Origin of the sequence: Streptomyces dioscori (assembly GCF_003024195.1) — a bacterium.
In the GTDB taxonomy this organism is placed as follows: Bacteria; Actinomycetota; Actinomycetes; order Streptomycetales; family Streptomycetaceae; genus Streptomyces; species Streptomyces dioscori.
In genome coordinates this window covers 238,718-258,573 of sequence record NZ_KZ679051.1, presented here as the reverse complement: position 1 = coordinate 258,573, position 19,856 = coordinate 238,718, and the positions used below count along the sequence as shown (strand labels likewise).

At 70.1% G+C, this 19,856-nt stretch carries 14 protein-coding genes; 11 read left to right on the top strand and 3 right to left on the bottom strand.

What is annotated here, in order from left to right:
- Positions 1-57 precede the first annotated feature (57 nt).
- The 3 genes from ilvA (at position 58) to C6Y14_RS31720 (ending at position 3,445) form a co-directional block, all read left to right on the top strand.
- Positions 58-1,287 (top strand): threonine ammonia-lyase, encoded by a 1,230-nt coding sequence (gene ilvA / locus C6Y14_RS31730; protein WP_107020313.1) that lies wholly within the window; start codon positions 58-60, stop codon positions 1,285-1,287.
- A gap of 263 nt (positions 1,288-1,550) precedes the next feature.
- On the top strand, positions 1,551-2,579 hold the full coding sequence (locus C6Y14_RS31725) for an ATP-binding cassette domain-containing protein (RefSeq protein ID WP_107020312.1): 1,029 nt from the start codon (positions 1,551-1,553) through the stop codon (positions 2,577-2,579).
- On the top strand, positions 2,576-3,445 hold the full coding sequence (locus C6Y14_RS31720) for an ABC transporter permease (RefSeq protein ID WP_107020311.1): 870 nt from the start codon (positions 2,576-2,578) through the stop codon (positions 3,443-3,445). Before C6Y14_RS31725 ends, C6Y14_RS31720 begins: the two co-directional genes overlap by 4 nt.
- A 105-nt stretch (positions 3,446-3,550) precedes the next feature.
- Here C6Y14_RS31720 and greA read toward each other — a convergent pair whose 3' ends face one another.
- The gene (gene greA / locus C6Y14_RS31715) at positions 3,551-4,048 is read right to left on the bottom strand and encodes a transcription elongation factor GreA (protein ID WP_107020310.1); all 498 of its coding nucleotides are present in this window, start codon (positions 4,046-4,048) and stop codon (positions 3,551-3,553) included.
- Between the two features lie 257 nt (positions 4,049-4,305).
- Complete coding sequence (locus C6Y14_RS31710; protein WP_107020309.1) at positions 4,306-4,698, bottom strand: DUF4307 domain-containing protein; 393 nt, start codon at positions 4,696-4,698, stop codon at positions 4,306-4,308.
- 147 nt (positions 4,699-4,845) lie between these two features.
- Here C6Y14_RS31710 and mca point away from each other — a divergent pair, with 147 nt between their 5' ends.
- Together mca and C6Y14_RS31700 are read left to right on the top strand one after the other, a co-directional pair.
- The gene (gene mca, locus C6Y14_RS31705) at positions 4,846-5,706 is read left to right on the top strand and encodes a mycothiol conjugate amidase Mca (RefSeq protein WP_199854937.1); all 861 of its coding nucleotides are present in this window, start codon (positions 4,846-4,848) and stop codon (positions 5,704-5,706) included.
- Between the two features lies 1 nt (position 5,707).
- On the top strand, positions 5,708-5,983 hold the full coding sequence (locus C6Y14_RS31700) for a hypothetical protein (protein ID WP_107020307.1): 276 nt from the start codon (positions 5,708-5,710) through the stop codon (positions 5,981-5,983).
- A 131-nt stretch (positions 5,984-6,114) separates the two neighbouring features.
- Here the strand turns inward: C6Y14_RS31700 and C6Y14_RS31695 are convergent, their stop codons facing one another.
- Entirely contained in the window at positions 6,115-9,336 is a 3,222-nt protein-coding gene (locus C6Y14_RS31695) for a tetratricopeptide repeat protein (RefSeq protein ID WP_107020306.1), read from the bottom strand.
- 156 nt (positions 9,337-9,492) lie between these two features.
- On the opposite strand from C6Y14_RS31695, the gene C6Y14_RS31690 reads away from it, so the two are divergent.
- The 6 genes from C6Y14_RS31690 (at position 9,493) to C6Y14_RS31660 (ending at position 19,806) form a co-directional block, all read left to right on the top strand.
- Positions 9,493-10,779, top strand: coding sequence for a recombinase family protein (locus C6Y14_RS31690; RefSeq protein WP_159074343.1), 1,287 nt, complete (start codon positions 9,493-9,495; stop codon positions 10,777-10,779).
- Between the two features lie 49 nt (positions 10,780-10,828).
- Complete coding sequence (locus C6Y14_RS31685; RefSeq protein ID WP_107020304.1) at positions 10,829-12,859, top strand: thioredoxin domain-containing protein; 2,031 nt, start codon at positions 10,829-10,831, stop codon at positions 12,857-12,859.
- A 200-nt stretch (positions 12,860-13,059) separates the two neighbouring features.
- Positions 13,060-14,469 carry a glycosyltransferase gene (locus C6Y14_RS31680; protein WP_225891373.1) on the top strand — a complete coding sequence of 470 codons (1,410 nt, stop codon included), beginning with the start codon at positions 13,060-13,062 and terminating at the stop codon, positions 14,467-14,469.
- A complete protein-coding gene (locus C6Y14_RS31670; protein WP_107020302.1) occupies positions 14,466-16,145 on the top strand; it encodes an ArnT family glycosyltransferase in 1,680 nt (559 codons plus the stop codon). Before C6Y14_RS31680 ends, C6Y14_RS31670 begins: the two co-directional genes overlap by 4 nt.
- Positions 16,142-17,359, top strand: coding sequence for a glycosyltransferase (locus C6Y14_RS31665; RefSeq protein ID WP_107020301.1), 1,218 nt, complete (start codon positions 16,142-16,144; stop codon positions 17,357-17,359). The genes C6Y14_RS31670 and C6Y14_RS31665 overlap by 4 nt, the downstream gene beginning before the upstream one ends.
- The gene (locus tag C6Y14_RS31660) at positions 17,359-19,806 is read left to right on the top strand and encodes a galactose oxidase-like domain-containing protein (RefSeq protein ID WP_107020300.1); all 2,448 of its coding nucleotides are present in this window, start codon (positions 17,359-17,361) and stop codon (positions 19,804-19,806) included. The genes C6Y14_RS31665 and C6Y14_RS31660 overlap by 1 nt, the downstream gene beginning before the upstream one ends.
- The last annotated feature ends 50 nt before the right edge of the window (positions 19,807-19,856 follow it).

Below are 19,856 nucleotides of genomic sequence, written 5' to 3'. Positions count from 1 at the left end.
GTCTCGGACGTTGGTCACGGACGGTGGGGTGCGGTGTGAACTGCGAGACTGACGGTCATGAGCTATCGCACGGCCGACCCCTTGCCGCCGGTGACCCTCGACGATGTGCGCGGCGCCCAGAAGATGCTCTCCGGCGTGGCACGGATGACCGCCATGGAGGGCAGCAGGCACCTGTCCGGCCTGGTGGGCGCGCCGGTCCACCTCAAGTGCGAGAACCTCCAGCGCACCGGTTCGTTCAAACTGCGCGGCGCGTACGTGCGGATCGCCGGGCTCCTCCCCGAGGAACGGGCGGCGGGAGTGGTCGCGGCCAGCGCGGGCAACCACGCGCAGGGTGTGGCCCTGGCCTCCTCGCTGCTCGGGGTGCACTCCACGGTGTTCATGCCGTCGGGCGCCCCCCTGCCGAAGGTCGCGGCGACCATGCACTACGGCGCCGAGGTGCGGACGCACGGCACGGTGGTGGACGAGACGCTGGCCGCCGCGCAGGAGTACGCGGCGGAGACGGGCGCCGTCTTCATCCATCCCTTCGACCACCCCGACATCATCGCCGGGCAGGGCACGGTGGGCCTGGAGATCCTGGAACAGTGCCCCGAGGTACGCACGATCGTCGTGGGGATCGGCGGTGGCGGGCTCGCCGCGGGCATCGCGGTCGCGGTGAAGGCACTGCGGCCGGACGTGCGGATCGTGGGCGTGCAGGCGGCCGGCGCGGCCGCGTACCCGCCCTCGCTGGCGGCCGGGCGCCCCGTGTCGGTCGAGAATCCGGCGACGATGGCCGACGGCATCAAGGTCGGGCGGCCCGGGGACGTGCCGTTCCGGATCATCGGCGACCTGGTGGACGAGATCCGCACGGTGTCCGAGGACGCCCTGTCCAGCGCGCTCCTCCTCTGCCTGGAGCGGGCCAAACTGGTCGTCGAACCGGCCGGCGCGAGCCCGGTCGCGGCGATCATGAGCGAGCCGGACGCCTTCGAGGGCCCGGTCGTCGCGCTGCTGTCCGGCGGAAACGTCGATCCGCTGCTGATGCAGCGCATCCTGCGGCACGGCATGGCCGCGAACGGCCGCTACCTCGCGGTCACACTGCGCCTGACGGACCGGCCCGGGGCCCTGGCCACGCTTCTCGGGGTGTTGTCAGTGGTGGACGCTAACGTCCTCGATGTGAGTCACGTACGGACCGATCCCCGGCTCGGGCTCACGGAGGTGGAGGTCGAGCTGCACCTGGAGACGAAGGGGCCTGAGCACTGCGCCGAGGTGAACTCGGCACTGCGGCGGGCGGGCTACACGGTCATCGACTGAGGCCGGGCGGGGGAGCGCGACGAGTGTGTGACGGGGGCGCGTGACGGGGGCGCGGCGAGCGCGCGCGGCGGGGGAGAAACGCATGGAAAACCGGGCCGGGAAAATCACTTGAGGAAACGCGATACATCGCGTTATGGTGTGTCTCTCCTCACATGCCGCCGGGGGCGAGGTGCGATATTCACTCGCCCCGAGACGCAAAGCGGGCGAAAATAGTCGCCCACTCATCACTTTTCACAGAATCCCCAACCACTTGGGAGACTCACATGCCAGGAGCCATCTACGCCGAAGGCCTGGTGAAGACCTTCGGCGACGTAAGGGCTCTGGACGGCGTCGATCTCGATGTCCCGGAGGGCACGGTCCTCGGCCTGCTCGGACCGAACGGCGCGGGCAAGACCACCGCCGTCCGCTGCCTCACCACCCTGCTCCGGCCCGACAGCGGCAAAGCGGTCGTCGCGGGCATCGACGTACTGAAGCACCCGAACGAGGTACGGCGCTCGATCGGTCTGTCCGGCCAGTTCGCCGCGGTCGACGAGTATCTGACAGGCCGTGAGAACCTCCACATGGTCGGCCAGCTCTACCAGATGAGGGCCAAGCAGGCGAAGGTCCGCGCGGTCGAGCTGCTGGAGCAGTTCAACCTCACCGAGGCCGCCGACCGGACGGCGAAGACGTACTCCGGCGGTATGCGCCGTCGGCTCGACCTCGCGGCGGCGCTCGTCGTCTCGCCGCCGGTCATGTTCATGGACGAGCCGACGACCGGCCTCGACCCGCGCAACCGCCAGCAGCTGTGGGAGGTCATCAAGCAGCTGGTCTCCGGCGGTACGACGCTGCTGCTGACCACCCAGTACCTCGAAGAGGCCGACCACCTCGCCCACGACATCTGCGTCGTCGACCACGGCAAGGTCATCGCCCGCGGCACCTCCGACCAGCTCAAGGCCCGTACCGGCGGCGAGCGCGTGGAGGTCGTGGTGCACGACCGCGAGCACATCGCGACAGCGGCCGAGGTCCTGCGGGGCTTCGGCAAGGGCGAGACCACCGTCGAGGACCACACCCGCCGGCTCACCGTGCCCGTCTCCGGCGGCGCGAAGCTCCTCGCGGAGGTCATCCGTGAGCTGGACGCCCGCGGCATAGAGATCGACGACATCGGTCTGCGCCGCCCCACGCTCGACGACGTGTTCCTGTCCCTGACCGGCCACCTCGCCGAGCAGAAGGACGCGGAGAACGGCGAGAGCGCCGACACCGAAGGGCTCAAGAGGTCCAAGGGATCCAAGCGCAAGAAGGAGGCCGACAAGTGAGCGCCGTCACCGATGCCGCGCGAAGCGTGGCCCCGGCCCCGGCCCCGGGAGGCTCCCTCGGGCAGTCCGTCCGGGACTCCCTGGTCGTCGCCAAACGCAACCTGATCCGCATGACCCGGATCCCCGAGATGATCCTGTTCGGGATCATCCAGCCAGTGATGTTCGTGGTCATGTTCACGTACGTCTTCGGCGGCTCGATGCAGATCGGGAGCACCACCGACCCGGACGTCTACAAGAACTTCCTGATGGCGGGCATCTTCGCGCAGACCGTCACGTTCGCCACGGCGGGATCGGCCGCCGGTATCGCGGACGACATGCAGAAGGGGCTCGTCGACCGCTTCCGCTCCCTGCCGATGGCCCGCGGCGCGGTGCTGACCGGCCGGACCGTCGCCGACCTCGTACAGACGGCCATCACCCTGCTCGTCCTCGCGGTCGTCGCACTGCTCGTGGGCTGGCGCACCGGTTCCGCGGAGCCGACCAACGCGGCCAGGGTACTGGCCGCCTTCGGTCTGCTGCTCCTCCTGGGATACGCGTTCACCTGGATCGGCGCCCTGATCGGCCTGTCCGTGCGCACCCCCGAGGCGGCGACCTCGGGCGGGATCATCTGGCTGTTCCCGGTGACGTTCATCTCGAACGCCTTCGTGGACTCCAGCCAGATGACTCCCTGGCTGCGGCACATAGCCGAGTGGAACCCGTTCAGTGCCACGGTGCAGGCGTGCCGCGTGCTGTTCGGCAACCCGGGCGTGGTGGAGTCCAGCGCCTGGCCCATGCAGCATCCCGTCTGGGCCTCGGTGATCTGGTCCGTGCTGATCATCGTCGCCTTCCGCACCCTGGCGGTACGCAAGTACCGCAAGGCGGACGGCTGAGCGGGCCCGTTCGGGCAGGCACGGGGGAGCCCCCGGCGGCCGGGCACGCAGAAGCCCCCGGCGCGCAGGCACCGGGGGCTCGCCAGGGCGACGCCGGGGACGGGGTCAGGCGGCGTACGGCTTGGCTTCGAGGACCTTCACCGAGGCGAGCTTGCCGTTCGGCAGCTCGTACTGGGCGTCCTCGCCGATCTTCTTGCCGTTCACACCGGAGCCCAGCGGGGACTGCGGCGAGTACGTCTCGATGTCGGAGCTCGCGTATTCGCGCGAGGCGAGCAGGAAGGTGAGCGTGTCGTCCTCGTCGCCGTCGAAGGCGATGGTGACGACCATGCCGGGCGCGACCGCACCACCGGCCGACGGAGCCTCGCCCACCTTGGCGTTCTCCAGGAGCTGGGTCAGCTGGCGCACCCGGAGCTCCTGCTTGCCCTGCTCCTCCTTGGCCGCGTGGTACCCGCCGTTCTCACGCAGATCGCCCTCCTCGCGCGCGGCCGCGATCTTGGCCGTGATCTCCGCGCGCGCAGGACCAGACAGGTGCTCCAGCTCGGCCTTGAGCTGGTTGTACGCCTCCTGGGTCAGCCAGGTGACGTTCTCGCTGGTCTGGGTCACAGGTGCTCCTCGTAGGTACTGGGAATACAAAGCATCGCCCTACCCAGAAGAATGTTCCTTCTCGGGTGGGCGAAACCACGAGCCTAACAATTCACGGGCCGAAGGGGGAGGACATAAGCCATCAGAATTGCGTCCACGCAGGTCAGTGCGGAGGCGTCGGGAGTGACATCCGTCAGTGTCGCGTGTGGTCCGGTGTGGCCGGGGAGGCGCACGGCTCGCACGGTGGGGCAGGGGCGGCGGTGAACGCGTCCCGAGGCTCAGTCCGCGTGGCAGCCGAGGAGTTCCGCGGTCGTGCCGGGAGCCGTCGTGCGCAGCGTGAGGACCTTGTCGACACGGGACGCGTCCTGGTCGAACCGGAAGTCCGCGCGGCCGACCTCGGCGCCGTCCTCGGCCTGGGAGCGGATCGTGCAGTAGCCCGTCACGCCCGAGTCCTTACGGACCTCAAGATGCACCTTCACGGCGGAACCGGAGGCGTCGAAACTGATGACCTCGGCACTGATCTTGTTGCCGGCCACGTAGTGGAAGGCGAAATAGCCGATCAGTGCGAGCAGGGCCGCCCCGAGCACGGAACCGATGATCTTGAGTCTGCGGTCGGCGCGCGCGTCCGCGGAGCGACCGTAGCGGCCCTCGGGCAGCTGCACCGTACTCATGATCGTCCTTTCCGGGGCGGGTCCGCCGGGCCGGGGCCCGGAATTTTTCGCCCGCCGGTTCGGTCACTATAGGAGGGCCGATCGCGCCGTTTCACACTGGGGCGCCGACTTACTGAGGATTGAGTCTTGACTGACCAGCTGCGACTGATGGCCGTGCACGCCCACCCCGACGACGAGTCGTCGAAGGGCGCGGCCACCATGGCGAAGTACGTGTCCGAGGGGGTGGACGTGCTGGTCGTGACCTGCACGGGCGGGGAGCGCGGCTCCATTCTCAACCCCAAGCTGCAGGGCGACAAGTACGTCGAGGAGCACATCCACGAGGTGCGCAAGAAGGAGATGGACGAGGCCCGCGAGATCCTCGGCGTCAAGCAGGAGTGGCTGGGCTTCGTCGACTCGGGCCTGCCCGAGGGCGACCCGCTGCCGCCGCTGCCCGAGGGGTGCTTCGCCCTGGAGGACGTCGACAAGGCCGCCGGTGAGCTGGTCCGCAAGATCCGCTCGTTCCGCCCGCAGGTGATCACCACCTACGACGAGAACGGCGGCTATCCGCACCCCGACCACATCATGACCCACAAGATCTCGATGGTGGCGTTCGAGGGCGCGGCCGACACCGAGAAGTACCCGGAGTCGGAGTTCGGCCCGGCCTTCCGGTCGCAGAAGCTCTACTACAACCAGGGCTTCAACCGACCGCGCACCGAGGCGCTGCACCACGCCCTGCTGGACCGGGGCCTGGAGTCGCCGTACGGGGACTGGCTCAAGCGGTGGGACGAGTTCGAGCGCGCCGAGCGCACGCTGACGACGCATGTCCCGTGCGCGGACTTCTACGAGATCCGCGACAAGGCCCTCATCGCGCACGCCACGCAGATCGACCCCGAGGGCGGCTGGTTCCGCGTCCCGATGGAGCTCCAGAAGGAGGTCTGGCCGACGGAGGAGTACGAGCTGGCGAAGTCCCTCGTCGACACATCCCTCCCCGAGGACGACCTCTTCGCGGGCATCCGCGACAATGCCTGATATGAGCGCAAGCCTGGCACTGACGCACCTCGTCCCCCTCGCCAAGGAGGTCGACGAGAACAAGGTCACCCCCGGTGTCCTCGGCTTCATCGTCTTCGCGGTGATGGCCCTGGCGGTATGGGGCCTGATGAAGAGCATGAACCGGCAGCTGACGAGGGTCGACTTCAAGGAGGACGCCGACCCGAAGGCGGAACCCGCCGGGAAGGCGACATCCACCTCGACCGGCTCCGGCAGCGGTTCCGGTTCCGGGGGGACGGCTTCGCCTGCGAAGGGCTGAGCCCCGGACGCGACCGCGATCACGACCGTGATGACGACCGCGTCGGCGTCCTGATCCGGTGATGCCCGGGAGGCATCGCCGGATCAGTCACATCCGCAGGACGCCGCGGGGCCCCTTCGGGCACGGCGCTGTCACGCCCGTCCCGCCGAGACCGTCACCCCCATCACCTCTCGCGCATGCCGGTTCGGGACCATTCCCAGGCGCCAGGCCTGCCAGCCGGCCTCCAGGTCGGCTCCTCGCTCCAGGAGGAGCTGGTACGCCTCGATGTAGTCGTCCAGTTTTCCGTCGCGGGACGGGTGGCCGGTGCGGGAGAGCTGGGACAGTTCCTCCTGGGCCACGGCGGTGCCCACCTCGACGCCGCCGGGGGACGCGTACGGCAGGAGGGTGCAGCGCAGGAAGCGGGCCCAGTCCTCGCCGCGGCGGTCGCCGTAGGACGCGAAGAGCGCGGTCGCCTCGTCGCACAGGGCCAGGGCCGACTGCGTACGGGCGTTGCCCGCGTCGACCACCGCCAGTTCCAGGCAGGTCCAGGCCTCGCCGTGGGCGACGCCGATCCGCTGGAAGTCGGCGCGCGCGTCGACCAGGAGCTGGCGGGCGAAGCCGGAGTTGCGCAGTGAGCCGGTCTGCGCGGCGCGCTGGTCGCGGGTCACCCGGGCCGAGTGGTGGCGGGCGCAGGCCAGGCCGTAGACGTCGCGGATGCGGGAGAACATCGTCCGGGACCGCTCCAGTTCACGGACCGCCTGGTCGAGGTTGCCCGTCTCCTCCAGTGACTGGCCCAGGTAGTACACCGTCCAGGCCTCGCCGCGGGCGTCCTCGTTCTCGCGGTGGCGGGAGGCCGCCTGGCGCAGACCGTCCACGGCGGCCGACGGGTCGCCGTCGACGAGCCGGGCCCGGGCCAGCTGGGTCAGCGCCCAGGCCTCGCCGCGGGCGTCGCGCGTACGCCCGTACAGGTCGAGGGCGTCGCGCAGTTCGGACTCGGCGCGCGGTACGTCGCCCATCCGCAGGCCCAGTTGGCCGAGCTGGTAGTGCGCCCATGCCTCGCCGTGCACGGACTCGCCCTCGCGGTGCAGGTCCAGGGCCCGGGTGAGGAGGTCGAGCGCCTCGCCCAGCCTCGCCCGGTCGCGCTCCACGGCCGCCAGCGCGTGCATCGTCCAGGCACGGTCCGCCGCGAGGGCGGGGGAGGCCTGCAGGTCCAGGGCCTCCTGGAGCTTCACGGCGGCCTCGGTGAGGTTGCCCTGGTGGTGGAGGGTGATGCCGAGCGAACACAACGCCCGTGCGGCGCCCGCGTCGTGATGGGCCTCGAAGTAGAGGTCGACCACCGACGTCAGGGTCGTACGGGCCTTGTCGAGTTCGCCGAGCTGACGGGCCGCGATGCCCGTGCGCCACTGGACCGAGCGGACCAGCAGCCCCTGGTCGACGGCCTGCGTCAACTCGCTGATCTCACCCAGCCGGTAGAGGTCGCCGCGCAGCAGGCAGTAGTCGCACAGGGCGCCCAGGAGGTTGAGCACCGCCGCCTGGTTGACGCCCTCCGCGTGCCGCAGTGCCGCCGTGATGAAGCTCGACTCGTCGTCCAGCCAGCGCAGGGCCGCGTCCAGCGAGGTGAAGCCGTGCGGCCCGACCGTGCTCGATTGGAAAGACGTGTCCGCGCGCGTGGACGTCTTGCCGTCGACCAGGCGGATCACCGAGTCGGCCAGCTCGCCGTAGTTCACGATGAGACGTTCCTGCGCGGCCGTGCGCTCGGCCGGGTCCTCCTCGTCGAGGAGACGGGCCTGCGCGAAGGCCCGTACGAGATCGTGCAGGCGGTAGCGGCTGCCGCGGACGTGGTCGATCAGACCCGCGCGGGACAGGGCCTCCAGATGACGGGTCGCCTCCGCCTCGTCCGTCGCGAGCAGGGCCGCCGCGGCGGCGGCCCCCAGCGAGGCGCGGCCCGCCAGGGCGAGCCGCCGCAGCAGCCGCCTCGCCGGGTCCGGCTGGTCCGTGTAGCGCAGCCACAGGACCCGTTCGACCGGCTCGACCGGACCGTACGCCGCCAGATCGGTGGCCAGCCGGCGCGGTGTACGCGGGCCGAGGGACGAGCCGGCGACACGCAGCGCCAGGGGCAGCCCGCCGCACAACTCCCGGATCTCGTCCGCGGCTTCGGCGTCGTACGGGGCCGACGCGTCCTGGGCGGACGCCTTCAGCAGTTCCTCGGCGCCCGGCGCGGCCAGCGGTTCCACCGCGAGCTGGTGCACCCAGGCGGGCAGGTCGGCAGGCAGGTCCAGGGGCTTCCGGGCGGTGACGACGACCAGGCTGTCGGAGCGCTCCGGCACGAGCGTGCGCACCTGCTCCAGGTCGCTCGCGTCGTCCAGCACGATCGTCACCGCCAGGCCGGTCAGATGCTGGTGGTACAGCTCGGCGAGCCGCCTGACCTGCTGATCCTGCGAGGAACGCTCACGGAACAGGAGCTGTTCGCGGGGTGCGCCCAGCCGGTTCAGCAGGTGGAGCAGCGCGTCGCGGGTGGTCAGCGGTGACTCCTCCGCGCTGTCGCCCCGCAGGTCCACCACGCACGCGCCGCGGAACTGATCCTTCAGCTCGTGCGCCGCGCGGACGGCGAGGGTGCTGCGGCCGGAACCCGGCGCGCCGTGCAGGACGACCACCGTCGGCCGGGTCTCGGTGCTCGCGCGGGCCGCGTGCACCCACTGCGTGATCCGCTGCAACTCCTGGCGGCGGCCCGCGAACGGCCCGACCGGCTCCGGGAGTTGCCCGAACGACTGCTCCAGGACGCTGCGCCGCCGGGCCGCCGCGCTCTTGTCCGTACGCCGCAACTGGGGCGCGCCCTTCTTCGCCCCGGTGGCGGCGTTGTACACGCGCTGCTGGTCGAAGAAGGGGCGGATCCCGCGGACCTCCAGGGCGGTCAGCCAGGTCAGGCGCAGCTGTTCGGGGCCGCCGGGCTGGCCGAGGGCTCCCGCCCGGCGGCTCGCGGCCGGCAGGTGGGAGGCCGTCACCTTCGCCACCGTGGTCGCGGCGCCCGCGACGCCGACGATCGCGCCTGCGGCCATGGCCGTGCCCGTGCCGGCGCCGAGTGCCAGGTCCGCCACGGCGGCCGCGAGGGCGGCGACGGCCGCCACCAGCAGGGGAGTTCCGGCGCCCTCGCGCGCGTAGCGCTGCCCGAAGGTCAGCCGGCCCGCCTCGGCCTCGTCCGTCGCCTTCGTGTAGGCCTCGTACTCCTCGGCGGCCGTCTGCGCCATGGTGTCCAGCGAGGCCCGTGCCCGTGACAGCAGTACGTTCCCGGCGGTCCGTCCGCCGGACCGCCGGACCTCCTCCTCCACGGCCCGCACCAACAGCCGTTCGGCCTCCGCCCGATGGCTGTCCCGCATTTCGCGTCCCCCTCCAGCAGCAACTCCTTGGCTGTCAAGTGTCCTTCGTAAGGGGCCTGAACGCGAGAGGGCGGCGATCAACGGCATCGGTTCGGTGACCTTTGAATCACTCGATCGTTTTTATGACGGTCGGGCAGATTGTCGAACGGAGGCAGTGTGAGCAACCTTGAGGTGGATGAGCCGACGGGATCGATCCCGGTTGCGTCGTACGCACGTACGTCGGAGGACTTTCGGCAGGGTGATGGCCACGGTGTGCGCTATCAGTTGCGGATCAATGAACGGGCTGCGCATCAGAACGGCTGCGCGGTGGTTGCCGTGTACGGCGACAACGGCCGTAGCGCGTCGAAGGCGGGAGCGGCAAGACCTGAATTCGACCGCCTGCTCGCGGACCTCGCACGCGGGTGCACGGATGACGGACAGCGGATCGCAGGGGTCGTCTGTGTCGCCGACGACCGGTTGTACCGCCGCGCGGAGGACCTCGCCCGCTTCTTCACCGCGTTGACCAGTCGGCCGGGGCGGATCTACGTCGACCCGCGGGGTGTCCGGGATCCGTACGCGCAGGAGGGATTACTGGAGGCGTTGCGATCACTGGACGCGGCGGTCGCGGAAACGCGGGTCAGGAGCCGACGCCTGGCGGACTGGCACTGGGCTCGCGCTGTGGAAGGTGTGCCGCACAACGGGCCGCGGCCGTTCGGGTGGCAGGAGGACCGGATCACCGTGCATCCCGTTGAGGCGACACTGATCGAGAAGGCCGTCGGTGACCGGGTGGGCGGGAAAGCCGTCCGTGCCATCGCACACGAATGGCGCGACCTCGGTGTGACCGGAACCCGAGGCGGCAGGCCCAACGCTGCAACGGTCACGCAGATCATGACGGCGCCGAGGGTCTGCGGTTACCGAGCGAACAGGGGGGAACTGCTGCTGGTTCCGGAGACAGGGCAGCCGGTGCTCGGTCGGTGGGAACCCATCGTCACGCCGGACCGGTGGCAGGCGGTGTGTTCGACGTTTTCCGCAGGCAGCCTGTATATGCACAGAGGCAGTGGGGCACCGAGGCTCCATGGGAAGAGAGCCGCTCCCCGCTACCTTGCCGGTGGCATCCTTCGGTGCGGAGCCGAACGCCACGATGGCACGGTGTGCCACGGCCCGTTGTGCGGCCAGAGGGCGAAAAGCAGGAGGAGCCCCTACACCTATGCCTGCCGTGACTGCGTGCGGTGCAGCATCAGTGGGCCCTTGGCCGACGACGTGCTTGAAAGGCTCGTGTTCTCCGAAGCTGCGGGGCAGGCGCGGCCGTCGGAGAATGTGCACCGGCGCTGGCGTGCCGGTGAGTTGCCACTCGATGAGAGGCGAAAAATCATCGCGTCCGTCATCACGTGCTGCGTCGTCCGGCCGGGCATGAAGGGGAACCACACCTGGGACTATTCGCGGGTGGAGCCCGTTTGGCGTTGACAGCCACTCCGTCCCCCAGTCCGGCGGACCTCTCAGGCAGGATGGCTACATGCCGAACCGACTGGCCCACGAGACGTCCCCCTACCTCCTTCAGCACGCCGACAACCCCGTCGACTGGTGGCCCTGGTCGGAAGAGGCCTTCGCGGAGGCACGGCGGCGAAATCTGCCCGTACACCTGAGCGTGGGCTATTCGAGCTGCCATTGGTGCCATGTCCTGTCTCGGGAGAGCTTCGAGGATGAAGCGGTCGCCGCGTACATGAACGCGCACTTCGTGAACATCAAGGTCGACCGCGAGGAGCGTCCCGACGTCGACGCCGTGTACATGGAGGCCGTGCAGGCGGCGACCGGGCAGGGCGGCTGGCCCATGACCGTCTTCCTGACGGCCGACGCCGAGCCGTTCTACTTCGGTACCTACTTCCCGCCCGAGCCCCGGCACGGCAGCCCCTCCTTCCGGCAGGTCCTCGAAGGCGTGAGCGGCGCGTGGACCGACCGGCGGGACGAGGTCGGCGAGGTCGCCCGGAAGATCGTGCGCGATCTCGCCGACCGCGAGATCGGCTTCGGCGACGCGCAGGTGCCCGGCGAGGGCGACCTCGCGCAGGCGCTGCTCGGGCTCACCCGCGACTACGACGCCACCCACGGCGGTTTCGGCGGGGCGCCCAAGTTCCCGCCGTCCATGGCGGTCGAGTTCCTGCTGCGCCACCACGCCCGCACCGGGTCCGAGGGCGCGCTCCAGATGGCCGCCGACACCTGTGAGCACATGGCCCGCGGCGGGATCTACGACCAGCTCGGCGGTGGCTTCGCCCGCTACTCCGTCGACCGTGAGTGGGTCGTGCCCCACTTCGAGAAGATGCTGTACGACAACGCGTTGTTGTGCCGCGTGTACGCGCACCTGTGGCGGACCACCGGGTCGGACCTGGCCCGCCGGGTCGCTCTGGAGACCGCCGACTTCATGGTCCGCGAACTGCGCACGAACGAGGGCGGGTTCGCCTCCGCGCTCGACGCAGACAGCGACGACGGCACGGGAAAGCACGTCGAGGGCGCGTACTACGCGTGGACGCCGCAGCAGTTGCGTGACGTGCTGGGCGACGAGGACGCGCGCCTCGCCACCGACTACTTCGGCGTGACGGAGGAGGGCACCTTCGAGGAGGGCGCCTCCGTGCTGCAACTGCCGCAGAGCGAGGGCGTGTTCGACGCCGGACGGATCGAGTCCGTCAAGGCCCGGCTGAAGGAGGCGCGCGACCGCCGTCCCGCGCCCGGCCGCGACGACAAGGTCGTCGCCGCCTGGAACGGGCTCGCGATCGCCGCCCTGGCCGAGACCGGCGCGTACTTCGACCGGCCCGACCTCGTCGACGCGGCGCTCGCGGCGGCCGACCTGCTCGTACGGCTCCATCTGGACGAGCACGCGCGGCTCGCCCGTACCAGCAAGGACGGCCGCGTCGGCGCGCACGCGGGCGTGCTGGAGGACTACGCGGACGTCGCGGAGGGCTTCCTCGCGCTGGCCTCGGTCACCGGTGAAGGCGTCTGGCTGGAATTCGCCGGCTTCCTGCTCGACCACGTCCTCGTGCAGTTCACCGATGACAAGTCGGGAGCCCTGTACGACACGGCGGCCGACGCCGAGAAGCTCATCCGGCGCCCGCAGGACCCGACCGACAACGCCACGCCCTCCGGCTGGAGCGCGGCGGCCGGCGCCCTGCTGAGCTACGCGGCCCAGACCGGTTCGGAGCCCCATCGGACCGCTGCCGAAGGGGCGTTGGGCGTGGTCAGGGCGCTCGGGCCGCGCGCCCCGCGGTTCATCGGCTGGGGACTGGCCACCGCCGAGGCGCAGTTGGACGGACCGCGCGAGGTGGCTGTCGTCGGGCCCAATGACAATCCGGCCACCAGGGAGCTGCACCGCGCCGCCCTGCTCGCCACCGCACCCGGCGCGGTCGTCGCCGTGGGCACTGCGGACAGTGACGAACTACCCCTCCTTGCACACCGGTCACTTGTCGACAATGAACCGACCGCGTATGTCTGCCGTAATTTCACCTGTGACGCCCCGACGACCGACGTCGACCGCCTCCGGGCGGCACTGGGGCGCTGAGCAGGGGAAACACCCGGCACGCCGAGGCTTGATGTGCGCAGGTGTTCGGATACGTCCTAGTAGTCGACCGAGCATTCCGAAACACGCTATTTATCAGAACACCTCCCGGACTTCACAGAATCCCCATAGTCTCTGTCCCGGACACGACAGGAGTGACTCGCTGTCGTGACAGGGGGTTCTGGGGATCCTGGGGGGATCTGTTGCTGGCGTCTGTCTTCATCGCTGTCGTTTCGCTCGCCCTTTTCTGGATGGCTGCTTTCACCCTGTGGTGGCAGATGCACGCGTGGCGTACGCCCGAGGTGCTCGCCTCCACCCGGTTCAGCAGTCCGGACGGGGGCGAGCACGTGTCCTTCTCGCTGCTGCTGCCCGCGAGACACGAACAAGCCGTCCTCGACCACACCATCCAGCGTCTGCTGGAATCCAGCCACACCGACTTCGAGATCATCGTGATCGTCGGCCACGACGACCCGGACACCACCGCGGTGGCCCGGCACGCCGAGGCCCGTGACCCGCGCGTCCGTGTGGTCGTCGACACCCACGAGAAGAAGAACAAGCCGAAGGCCATGAACACGGCGCTGCCGCACTGCCGCGGCGACGTCGTCGGAGTCTTCGACGCCGAGGACCAGGTCCACCCGGAGCTGCTCGCGCACGTCGACCACGCCTTCCGCACCACCGGCGCCGACGTCGTCCAGGGCGGCGTCCAGCTCATCAACTTCCACTCCAGCTGGTACAGCCTGCGCAACTGCCTGGAGTACTTCTTCTGGTTCCGCTCGCGGCTCCACCTCCATGCGCAGAAAGGTTTCATCCCGTTGGGGGGCAACACCGTCTTCGTCCGCACGGACGTCCTGCGGGAGGCCGACGGCTGGGACCCCGACTGCCTCGCCGAGGACTGCGACCTGGGCGTACGGCTCTCCAGCGTCGGCAAGAAGGTCGTCGTCGCGTACGACTCCGACATGGTGACCAAGGAGGAGACGCCCGGCAGCCTGATGTCGCTGCTCAAGCAGCGCACCCGGTGGAACCAGGGATTCCTCCAGGTCTACCGCAAGAAGGACTGGAAGCAGCTTCCCGGCTTCGGCCAGCGCCTGCTCGCGCGCTACACGCTCATGACGCCGTACCTCCAGGCGATCTCCGGCGTGATCATCCCGCTCAACGTGGCCGTCGCGCTCTTCCTCGACGTCCCCGTCGGCGTCGCCTTCATCACCTTCCTGCCGGCCGTCACCGCGTTCGTCACCTTCGTCTTCGAACTCGTCGGACTGCACGACTTCGGCAAGCAGTACGGGCTGCGCGTCCGCTTCGTCCACTACCTCAAGCTCGTCGTCGGCGGCCCCTTCTACCAGGTGCTCCTCGCCGGAGCGGCCGTCCGGGCCGTCTGGCGCGAGCAGCGGGGCCGCAACGACTGGGAGCTGACCAGCCACGTCGGCGCGCATCTCACCGGCACCGGCACCGGCACCGGCACCGGCACCGGCACCGACTTCGGCAAGGGCACCGGCAAGGGCGCCGACACCGACACCGACACCGACATCGCGACCGGCGCCGCAACCAATGCCGCCACCGCCGCCACCGAAGCCGCGGCCGTGGCCCGCGGGTCCCGAGAGGACGTCCCTGCGTGACCTCCACCCTCCCCGCGGTGACCACTCCGAAGGTCCCCGCGCAGCGCACACCTGTCCCCGAAGCAGGTTCGGCTCCTCGAACGGCCCCGTCCCGGCGGCCCCGTTCGAAGGCCGACCTGATCCTGTGCGGCGTCCTCCTCGTGGTCGTCATGACCGTGCAGGGCTGGAACATCGCCGACTATCCGACCCTCAGCGACGACGAGGGCACCTACCTCGCCCAGGCCTGGTCCGTGCAGCAGGGCGACGGCCTCGCCCACTACACGTACTGGTACGACCACCCGCCCCTCGGCTGGATACAGATAGCCGCACTGACCTGGATACCGTCCCTGCTCAGCCCCGAGTCGATGACCGTCGGCTCGATGCGGATCGTGATGCTCCTGGTCAGCGCGGTGAGCGCGGTCCTCGTCTACGTACTGGCCCGCCGCCTCTCCCTGCCCCGCTGGGCCGCCGCGCTCGCGCTGCTGCTCTTCGGGCTCTCGCCGCTGTCCGTGGTCCTCCAGCGGGAGATCTTCCTCGACAACATCGCGGTGATGTGGACGCTGCTCGCGTTCTGCCTCGCCGCCTCCCCGAGCCGCCATCTCTGGCACCACTTCGGCGCGGGACTCGCCGCGGCGGCGGCGGTGCTCACCAAAGAGACGATGATCTTCGTCCTGCCCGCCGTGCTCGTCACCATGTGGCGCCACAGCCACCGTGACACCCGCAAGTTCGCCCTCACCGGCGCCGTCACGGCCTGCGTCCTGATCGGCATGTCGTACCCGCTCTTCGCCCTCCTCAAGGGCGAGCTGTTCCCCGGCGCCGGACACGTCTCGCTCTGGGACGGCCTCGAATACCAGCTGACCAGGCCCGGTTCGGGCTTCATCCTCGACGAGGGCTCCGGCTCGTACGAGGTGCTGCGGTCCTGGCTCTACTACGACCGCATCCTGCCGCTGGGCGGCCTGGCCGGAGCACTGCTCCTCCTGGTCACCTGGCGCTGGTCGGTCACCGCGCGGGCGCTCGCCGGACCCGCCCTGACCGTCGCCGTCCTCGCCCTGGTCGCCCTGCGCCCGAACGGCTACCTGCCCGCGATGTACGTCATCCAGGCCCTGCCGTTCCTCGCGCTGGTCCTCGCCGGAGGCACGGCGAGCGTCGCCCACGGGGTGCTGCGCAGACGGCGTACCGCCGACGAGAGCGCGTACGTCACCCGGGGCCGGTACGCCGTCGCGGCGCTGCTCGTCGCGGTCTCGGCCGTGTACGTCGTGCCGCGCTGGTACGACGGCGCCCGTACCGCCGCCACCACCGACGCCAACGCCCCCTACCGGGCCGCCTCCAAGTGGCTGGCGACCGAGGTCGACCGCCCCGAGGACACCCGGGTCCTGGTCGACGACGCGCTCTGGCTCGACCTCGTGCACGCCGGCTACCGGCCCGGACTCGGTGTCATCTGGTTCTACAAGGCCGACCTCGACCCCGCGGTGACGAAGACGATGCCGCGCGGCTGGCGCGACCTCGACTACGTCGTCGCCTCCCCGACCGTACGGCGCGACGCCGTCGACCTGCCCAACGTCAAACAGGCCATGAAGCACTCGACGCCCGTCGCCACCTTCGGCGAGGGCCCGGACCGCATCGAGATACGGAAGATCGAGAACGGCGGTACGGAGAGCAGGGCGAGCAAGGCAAGCACAGAAGGCGGCGACCGATGACGTACGAGTCCATCGTCCCGGGGGAACTGCCGGGAGAGTTGAGCGATCCGGCGCTGCGCGCGGCCTCCCCGCTCCCCGAACCGGGCGCGGTCACCATCGTCGTGCCGACCTTCAACGAGTCAGCGAACATCCGCGAGCTGCTGCGCCAGATCACCGGCTCCGTGCCCGCGCGGCTGCCCTGCGAGGTCGTCTTCGTGGACGACTCCACCGACGACACCCCCGAGGTGATCCGCGAGGCCGCCCGCGACTGCCCGTACCCGGTGACCGTGCTGCACAGGGAGGAGCCCGTCGGCGGGCTCGGCGGGGCCGTCGTCGAGGGCATCCGGGCGGCGACCTCCGACTGGATCGTCGTCATGGACGGCGACCTGCAGCATCCGCCGTCCCTCGTCCCCGAGTTGGTGGCGGCGGGTGAACGCGCCCCCGCCGGACTCGTCGTCGCCTCCCGCTACGTCAAGGGCGGCAGCCGCGAGGGCCTGGCGGGCGGCTACCGCGTCGCCGTGTCGCGCGGCGCCACCTGGCTGACGAAGACGCTGTTCCCGCACCGGCTGCGCGGTATCAGCGACCCGATGAGCGGGTTCTTCGCGATCCGCCGCAGCGCGGTCACCGCGGACGTCCTGAAGCCCCTCGGCTACAAGATCCTGCTCGAAATGGCCGTACGGGCCCGGCCCCGCCAGGTCACCGAGGTGCCGTTCGTCTTCCAGGACCGGTTCGCGGGGGAGTCCAAGTCGACCGCGCAGGAGGGCGTCCGCTTCCTGCGGCACCTCGCCGGACTGCGCACGGCCTCACCGGTGGCCCGGATGGTGGTCTTCGGGCTGATCGGCGCGACGGGCTTCCTGCCCAACCTCCTCGGCCTGTGGGCCCTGACGGCCGCCGGGATGCACTACCTGCCCGCCGAGATCGTCGCCAACCAGTTCGGGGTCGCCTGGAACTTCCTGCTCATCGAACACCTCTGCTTCCGGGACCGCCGGCAGCACCGGCACTGGTGGGACAGGGCGGGCCGGTTCGCGCTGCTCGCCAACGCCGACCTCGTGCTGCGCATCCCGCTGATCGCGCTGCTCGTGGGGCAGTTCGGCATGAGCGCGCTCACCGCCACGGCACTCGCCCTGGTGACGACCTTCGTCCTGCGGTTCGCCGGCACGGAGGCCCTGGTCTATGGCATGGCGGCGGGCAAGGACCGCCGTGCGAGGAGCCGCACCCCAAGGAGATCCAGCTGATGTTCGGACGACCCGTACGACGTGGACCCGCCCGCCTCCGACGCCGTACCACCACCCTGATCGCCGTCGGAGCCCTCACCTCGGGGCTGCTCCTCTCCGTCCCGCAGCCTGCCTCCGCCGCCAACCTCGTGAAGAACCCGGGCTTCGAGACCGCGGGCACGGGCGGCGACGGCATGCCGTACTGCTGGGAGAAGTCCGGCTGGGGCGACAACGACTTCACCTTCTCCACCGTCGGCGGCGCCCACACCGGCTCCAAGGCCATGAAGGTCGAGCTGACCCGCCGTACCGAGGGCGACCGCAAGGCGCTGATCACCGAGTCTGCCGAGTGCGCGCCGGTGGTGAGCGTCGGCAAGCAGTACGACCTCGGGCTCTGGTACAAGTCGACGACCCCGGACACCTCCCTCACGCTCTTCCGGCACGACACGACCGCCGGCTGGCAGTACTGGACCGACCTCAAGACGCTCCCGATCAGCGCGAACTGGTCGGAGGCGACGGTCCGTACCCCCGAGGTCCCCGCGGGCACCGACCGCATCAGCTGGGGTGTCTCCGTCTACGGCACCGGCTCCGCGACCACCGACGACTACACGATGGACCAGGTCGCCGACCCGATCCCCGACCCGGTGTGCACCGGCACGGCCGAGCAGTGCGCCAACGGGCGCTGGGACGTGCTGCCCACGCAGAACCCGGTCCGCTCCATGCACTCCGTCGTCCTCAACAACGGCAAGGTGCTGCTCATCGCGGGCTCCGGCAACAGCGAGGAGATGTTCGAGGCGGGCACGTTCACCAGCGCCGTCTACAACCCGGTGACCGGCACGTACAAGCAGATCCCCACGCCCAAGGACATGTTCTGCGCGGGCCATGTGCAGCTCGACGACGGCCGGGTCCTGGTCATGAGCGGCAACAAGGGCTACCCGTCCGCCGACGGCACGGTCGGCTACCAGGGCTACAAGGACTCGTACACCTTCGACCCGGTCACCGAGACGTACAGCAAGACGAACGACATGAACGACGGGCACTGGTATCCGTCGGCGACGATCCTCGGCAACGGTGACGTGCTCTCCTTCGGCGGGCTGAAGGAGGACTCGACCGGTTCCGTCACGGCCGAGCGCTGGTCGGACGCCGAGAACAAGTGGCTGCCGCTGTGGCAGGTCAACCAGACCTGGTCGTACTGGGGCCTCTACCCGACGATGGTCCTGATGCAGGACGGCCGCCTCTTCTACACGGGCAGCCACACCTTCGGCAACAACATCCCCGGCACGGGCTCGGCGATCTACGACTACGACGCCAACACCACCACCCAGGTGCCCGGCCTGCAGCGCAAGGACGAACGCGACCAGTCGGCCAGCGTGCTGCTGCCCCCGGCCCAGGACCAGAAGGTCCTCACCATCGGCGGCGGCAACATCGACTCGAACCCCGACGCGAACCGCCTGACCGACGTCATCGACCTCAAGTCGGCGAACCCGGCGTACGTCGCCGGACCACCGCTCCCGCAGGGCACCGTCGACCTCGGCAACGGCAAGGTCCCGCAGACCGGCGCCCAGGGCAAGATGTACGTCTCCGCCGTGCTGCTGCCCGACGGAAAGGTCCTGGAGACCGGCGGCGCCCTGCACAACCGCGCCAACCCGGTGTACGAGTCGTCGCTGTACGACCCGGCGACGAACACCTTCGACCCGGTGGCCGCCGACCCCGAGGCCCGCGGCTACCACTCCTCCGCGTTCCTGCTCCCCGACGGCCGCGTGATGGCCACCGGCGACAACCCCGGCAACGGCACCTGGAACCACAACGTGTCCGTCTACACCCCGCCCTACCTACTCAAGGGCCCACGCCCGTCGATCACTTCGGTCATCGACAACGAGTGGACGTACGGCGACACGCAACGCATCACGGTCGACCGGCCCATCGCCAGGGCCGAACTGATCCGCCCGGCCGCGGTGACCCACTCCTCCGACCCGAACCAGCGCTTCGTGGACCTGCCGCTCTCCGTCGACGGCAACAACGTCGACCTGAACGTGACCAGCAACCCGAACCTCGCCCCGCCCGGCTGGTACATGCTCTTCGCGGTCGACGCGAACGGTGTGCCGTCGGTGGCGAAGTGGGTCCACCTCCAGGGCCCGACCGCGCTGGCGGCCGCTTCAGGGGAGGCCGCCTCGGGCCACGTCCACTCCTTCGCGGACTCGCTGGAGGGCAAGGTCGTCGCGCCCGGCAAGAAGCGCGCCGCGGCGAAGGTCAGCCCGACCGTCGCCGGGTGCGACCGCCACTACGGCTCCGCCAATGTCTGTGTCCCGACGGTCTTCCCGAAGACGGTCAAGAAGACGACAGCGGCCCGCTGCGCCTGGCTGAAGTCCAACGACTACGGCCCCCTGAAGATCAATGGCAAGGACGACCTCCTGCGGCTCGACCGCAACGGGGACGGCGTGGCCTGCGGCAAGGGAGACGGCAAGCGCTGATGTGCGGGTGCGGGTGCGTCGTGGCTGGGCGCGCAGTTCCCCGCGCCCCT

Bases quoted from the DNA above. Each gene is read 5' to 3' on its own strand.
- C6Y14_RS31665 (WP_107020301.1), top strand. From the start codon at position 16,142: ATGACGTACGAGTCCATCGTCCCGGGGGAACTGCCGGGAGAGTTGAGC.
- C6Y14_RS31710 (WP_107020309.1), bottom strand. From the start codon at position 4,698: ATGAGTACGGTGCAGCTGCCCGAGGGCCGCTACGGTCGCTCCGCGGAC.
- C6Y14_RS31695 (WP_107020306.1), bottom strand. From the start codon at position 9,336: ATGCGGGACAGCCATCGGGCGGAGGCCGAACGGCTGTTGGTGCGGGCC.
- C6Y14_RS31685 (WP_107020304.1), top strand. From the start codon at position 10,829: ATGCCGAACCGACTGGCCCACGAGACGTCCCCCTACCTCCTTCAGCAC.
- C6Y14_RS31660 (WP_107020300.1), top strand. From the start codon at position 17,359: ATGTTCGGACGACCCGTACGACGTGGACCCGCCCGCCTCCGACGCCGT.
- C6Y14_RS31700 (WP_107020307.1), top strand. From the start codon at position 5,708: ATGAGCGCAAGCCTGGCACTGACGCACCTCGTCCCCCTCGCCAAGGAG.
- mca (WP_199854937.1), top strand. From the start codon at position 4,846: ATGGCCGTGCACGCCCACCCCGACGACGAGTCGTCGAAGGGCGCGGCC.
- ilvA (WP_107020313.1), top strand. From the start codon at position 58: ATGAGCTATCGCACGGCCGACCCCTTGCCGCCGGTGACCCTCGACGAT.
- C6Y14_RS31725 (WP_107020312.1), top strand. From the start codon at position 1,551: ATGCCAGGAGCCATCTACGCCGAAGGCCTGGTGAAGACCTTCGGCGAC.